General features: G+C 59.6%; 4 protein-coding genes. All 4 read right to left on the reverse strand.

The features are described 5' to 3' along the window. On the reverse strand, positions 1 to 2,216 hold a 2,216-nt coding region (locus tag MUO23_13955), incomplete at its 3' end, for a LysM domain-containing protein (GenBank protein MCJ7514055.1). Between the two features lie 13 nt (positions 2,217 to 2,229). Beyond that, a complete protein-coding gene (locus tag MUO23_13960) occupies positions 2,230 to 3,570 on the reverse strand; it encodes an Ig-like domain-containing protein (GenBank protein MCJ7514056.1) in 1,341 nt (446 codons plus the stop codon). A 537-nt stretch (positions 3,571 to 4,107) separates the two neighbouring features. Beyond that, positions 4,108 to 4,446, reverse strand: a complete 339-nt coding sequence (locus MUO23_13965) for a hypothetical protein (GenBank protein ID MCJ7514057.1) — start codon at positions 4,444 to 4,446, stop codon at positions 4,108 to 4,110. Between the two features lie 368 nt (positions 4,447 to 4,814). Then, complete coding sequence (locus tag MUO23_13970) at positions 4,815 to 5,429, reverse strand: hypothetical protein (protein MCJ7514058.1); 615 nt, start codon at positions 5,427 to 5,429, stop codon at positions 4,815 to 4,817. Positions 5,430 to 5,669 lie beyond the last annotated feature (240 nt).

Below are 5,669 nucleotides of genomic sequence, written 5' to 3' on the forward strand. Positions count from 1 at the left end.
ACGGCCAGAGTGAATGTCAGATAGGACTTGGCCTCATCCGTAGTGGATGCTCCTGTGGTGAAGGTCTCATAGCACTTGGGCCACTTCTCATATGGACTTGCCTGGATGGGCGGATGCTCAGAGTGGAGGCCGAACGGATCATCGCCATCATCCCAGAACCTGGTTCGAATCCAGAAGGCGGTAACATCCTCATCTGGAGCGAGAGGAATGGTAATCTCATAAGGGCTAGGTCCATACAACGCAGTGTAGGGCCCGCCTGGCCCGCCTGTCAGGGTCGAGAAGGAGGGTTTACCGCACTTGATTGGCATGAAGTGACCATTTCCCCAGAAGTACCTGGTTACATCCCTGACCGAGAGGTGGAAGTAGGCACTGAGTGTCTCGCATGGGAATCCCTTGATCTTGAAACCGTCATCTGTCCACTTGAAGTAGATCTCGTCAAAGCGCACTCTGAGGTATCTCTGGCAGGGAGGTTGGTCGTATTGTATCGGTTCGCTTAGGTACGATAGGGCCTCCCCTGCCCTGGCGGCAACCTGCCAGCGCACCGCATTACCACATTCATTCGGTAGTTGAACATGCTCTGCGCGTTCGTCAGCGGACGCGTAATTGTAGGGTTTGCCATTCAAGAAGATCTCGAATCTATCGATCTTCTTGGGGTCGCCATCCCACTTCCAGCGCAAGAGCTTGCTCGGAGGAGATGTGGATACATTCCAAGGCTCTTCGAGCACATCATACGGCACTGGCAGCGTTGGGTCGGTGGTGGAGCCGATCACTTGTGTTCCTGTCAGCCATCCCGTCCGTGGCTTGACGGATAGGCCAATCTCGTGGCCGTTCCACCGCAGCGTCTGTCTGTCGCCATTCCAGGTACCTGGGGGAAACGAATCGCTGAACGAACCGAGTTCTCGAAAGGAATCGCCCGACCACCCATAGCAAACTCCGCTCAAGTCAAGCGAGTCATCTTTGGGAATGGGGATGACGAAGAACGCAGCGCCAATGGGGCCGTGACTCTTGCCATCCTGGAGCAGGAGGAAGACATTCTCCTGAATAGGGATGCGCTGCTCGGGATTGTTCTCGAAGGAGACATAGCAGTAAGCGTTGTCCATGGTCGTGGCGACGCTCATGTCGAGCAAAGTGACATCCAAATCTTGGGCTACCGTTGGGGGACATCCGGAATCGTAGGGGATGTACACCCAGGCAACGTTGCTGGGTTGTGCGCCATACGAATTGGCGGCCTCTACCCACAGACTGACTGCGCCTCCCACTGTCGGCTGAAACTCATGCCAAGCAGGCCCGGTGGAGGGGGAAGGCTTCAAATAAGCAATCGGCACTGCAAAGCCGTGGAAGTTCACGGGGACCATGTAGACGTAGTAGTTGTCCTCCGTATCGGCATGGTCATTCCAGCGCAACATTACCTTGCAGCCCTTCACCTCAGCCTGCAAGCCCGTGGGAGCGATAGGGGGGCCGACCTTCCCCGCAAATGGCTCCGGTAGAAACAGGCCGGAAGGCAACAAGCCAGGGGACTTCTCAGATGCGCTCTGGAGCATGGCGATGTTCGGGATCTCGACAGGCACGCTCCCGGGCGCGGGGGACGGCCCGCTGGGGCTGGCCGGTGGCCCCTCCGCAGGCGGGAGCGGCACCTTGACCAGAGTTCCGGTGGGAGGCTGGCTCCCCAAACCGGGATTCAAAGCTTGAAGGATTTCAGGACTGGTAGCGGAGGCATTCGCAATACCTTCCAGAGTCTCGCCTTCCTGGACTGTAACCGCCAGAAATTCCTGGCTCGATTTCGGCTCGCCGACCACGCTGATGGGCAGGCTCTGACCAATGACCCCATTGGCATCCACGGCGCGCACAAAGAGCATGTGAGACCCCTCAGACGGCACAAGGAGTCCGAAGTTGGCATAGAAAGGGGAGAGTCCCTCGGGTTGGTCACTGCTCTGGGTTTCCTTCAATTCGCCATCCAGCCACAACTCAACGCTGATGATCGGGCTCATCCCCATGGCAGTGGCGGACACGCCGAGATAGCTTTCCGCAGGCGCTGATACGCCAGAGGCCGGATCGGTCACAAGGACGGTGGGCGGGGCAAATTGCGCACGGACCTGCCTCTGCTGGCGCAAGGAGTAGCCGACAAAGACAAAGGCGCACCCCGCAACCAGCCCTAGGGCTCCCAACAACAGAGTTAGGATGACCCCCAACTTGACACAACCGGACGGAGTCTTCATGGCAATCTCCTTCCTATCCCGGGCAAGCCACAACCTGCACGCTGATCGGCGCGCTGGTGGCGGTATTGCCGGAGTCATCCTGTGCTTGGACGAAAACCGAAAGCGTTCCGGCCTCGCCGAAGGGTCCGAGGATTGCCTGATAGTAGCCGTCGCCGACCGGCGACATATCGAACTCACCCACTCCCGAAACGCGGGCAATCACACGGGCAATGCCGCCGGGATCGGTGACGCGGGCGCGGATGATCGTCGTTGGCGGGGTGTCGCCGCATTGGGTCGCCACGCTGATGATGGTTGGGTTGGCGCTCAGGTCGGAGATTTCGGGTGGAGTTAGGTCGTCTGGTGGCGCCGAAGTGACGGTGACGATCAGGGGCGAGGCGGCTATGATCGGCAAGGCTTGCCAGCTTCCACTGGCCGTACCTACGCTGGCAGAAATCCAGCATCGTCCACTACCAGAGGGTTTCGGCACCCAAAACCAGGAACTGTCTTCGTTGCGTCCTTCGATAGCGACCGAAGTGCCCTGCAGGAGGGCGTCTACGGAATCATAAGCCGTTCCCGGTCCCTGGCGGCAGTTGGCGGTCTTAAGCAAGGTTAGGGTGGCTGCGGAAGGAGTGGCGGTGGCCGAAGCGGTGAGGCAGAAACTCCAGGCAGGAGAGGGCGGCCCATTAACATCCGGCACATAGGCTTTCACCCGCCAGTAGTAACACTGCCCGGTTGGCAGTGGCCATCCCCGGCTGGTCTCGTTGTAGTCCAGCGTACCAAAGCCCAAGCTGATGTCAGTGAAGGATGAATCGCTCGAAATATCAACCGCGTAACTATCAGGATGACAGGATGCATCTGGATAAGACCAGGTCAACAAAGGTTCTCCTGTCACGGCTGTGCCATCCGCTGGAGAAATGAGCAATGGCGCAGCCAAGGTCTCGGCTGTGCACTGCCCGGAGGTCGTTAGCGCCGCTGCCGGTGTCGGCGTCCCGCCGCTGACGGTGATTTGCACGCTGGCCAGGGTGCGCGCGTTGGTATTTCCCTGCGTATCCATGGCACGGACGTTGAGCGTGTACATGCCGGGCCCGGGCGGGGTCCATTCGATACTGGCCTCCTCCAGACGCGTTCCCCCCGTTGTCACACCGCCAATCAGACTGTCGAAGACCAGAAACTCGATTTGCGATATCCCATCGGCATCGGCGGCGTGCGCCTGGAGAACGAGCGGCGCCAGGGGAACGCTCTTTCCATCCAGAGGGCGGTCAATCCATACCATTGGGCCGGCGCCTCCTCCGCTCGGAAGGTTACAGCCAACCAGGGTGATCACCGCCAACCATAGGATGAACACCCGATGGAATGGGAAACGGTGCTTGTTCATGGGTTCCCTCCAGTGGACCATAGACCGTGGGCAGTGGAGTGTGGATAGTTGCGGGAGTTCATGGAATCGATACGGTCAGTGAACCGTTGGCCGGCTTGGGGTTTTCGCATTCCCGAGCCAGCCGGTAGGGACACAGATAGGGAATGCCCATCTCGGTCAGGTCTTCAGCCACAAGCGCCTGCTGCCCGAACGCGAATGGGGAGGCTCAAACGCCGGCAGGCAACTGCTAGCAGCGGGGTCGGAAGTTCGGCGAAACGGTTGTTCGGCTGCCGATTGGTCACTGCAGTCCCCATCTGGCTAGGTCTGTCTCATTCATGCAAGGTCAGCCAACGGCCTCGAGAGGAGCCGACCCGGCCAGCCAAGGCTAGTATCGCGCCGAAGCCAAACACCCGGCTGGCCGAGTCGGCTCCATCGAGCTGTTGGGCCGCATCCTTGGGTGTGAGAGATTGAGGCTCGAAAGCCCATGCATGTGAGATGCGACGCCTGCCAGCGGCGCAATGGGAAGCGCATGGTAGGTCTCACGATGTCGCCGGCCACCTACCTAAGTGCATTGGCTGTATTCCTGATTTGCCTAGCCCACATCACTCCGATCAAGATGACCACCAGTAACACAATGAGATGAAAGGTGGAGACGAGAATAGCTACTTGTTCGTTGGCTGCTTCCGTCGAAACAACGGCGAGTACAAGACCGACAAAGGGGACAGCTAGCAGCGATCCAAAGAGGCGGGCGGTTCGTGCGTTTGTTCGGCATTCCCCCTTGCCAAGCAACGGGTTGAGCAGGCGGGCGGGGAGTGAGCCTTTGGCTAGTACCCATACGCCGAGTGCCAAGATACCGATGTCCAGAAGAAGAGACAAGCAGCCAATGAGTCCAGTCATGAGACCTCTCTACAGCCGGCAATGAGTTCCCCGCGCCCCCTACGAGTACAGGGCCACACTCCCCTTCGGCAGTGCCTGGCGTGTGTGTGGAATCGACCATCAGTGAACAAGCAGCCCAACGGCCTCGAGCTACACCCGCCCTTCCCGAAGGACATCGGGACGATGTGCGGGCTTGGCAAGGGTGCTGCCCAGCGGAAGCGGGCAGACACATCTGGATTGTGAGGCATCCCGGCGGGCAGGACAAGCTCTAATCAAGCCCCACCACGCCGGATCAGCCTGTCCTGGACGAACAGTCCAGGGCATCAGCGAGTTGTTCGGCAGCGAAATGCTCCAGAATATCGGTGAATGACCCGGCGCTCCACGAATCGCTACTCCGCCCGAATCAGTGCGCGATCCTCAACCTGAGCTTCCGGGGAGAACAGCCGGACAGCTGCCTCAAGGTCAGAAAGGTGCCGATCAAGCTTTTCGGCGCCTATTCCCAACGGCGCGTAGACAGTGAAGATCGCCGAACGGGTCTCAGGAGTGATGCGAGCTCGTTGGACTGGACCAAGAATGATGCTTGAGAGAACCCCGACTTCGTCTCGGATATACATGTCGTTCGGCTTGAGCACCTGCTCAGCCCCGCCGGGCAATGTGCATCTTTCCTCCCCAACCGACACATCCACGATCAAGCCGCCTTGGAGTTCGGACAGGTCGTGGGCTGCCGTGAGCAGCAAGTTCCGAAGCTCCGCAATGAACATCGCATGCACAATGGCGCTTGGGCCTGTAATGGCCTTCCCCTTGAACAGAATCGACTCCAGCTGGAGTTGGACGTGGTAGGTCTTGCCAAAGTGCTTGTAGTACTCGGAATACGCCCGGAGGGCCGGGATGGCCCGTAGGGATGAGCGGTCGGCGCCAGCGTACCTAGACCGGGTCTCGTCGCGAAGGCGAGTCGCGCAACGGACTAAGGCGAGGTCTTGATCGGGGTTTACAAGCCCTTGCAAGGCCAGAATCCCAACTACGGCGCCGGGGTAAGACTCTCTCCATTTCCTGCTGGACGCAGCCAATACGGGCATGTGGACCCAACTCCGCCGCCTAACGGCCTCGAGCTTCGCGACCGCGAAGCGTCCTGGAAGGAAGCATCCCCTGGGGAAGCCGCTCGGCGGCTCGGGCTCACTTCCATTCTCGCGCCGACCACACGGCAGGCCAACCTACGTGCCTTCTCGCCCGACAGCCGAGTCGGC

This window comes from Anaerolineales bacterium, from assembly GCA_022866145.1.
In the GTDB taxonomy this organism is placed as follows: domain Bacteria; phylum Chloroflexota; class Anaerolineae; order Anaerolineales; family E44-bin32; genus PFL42.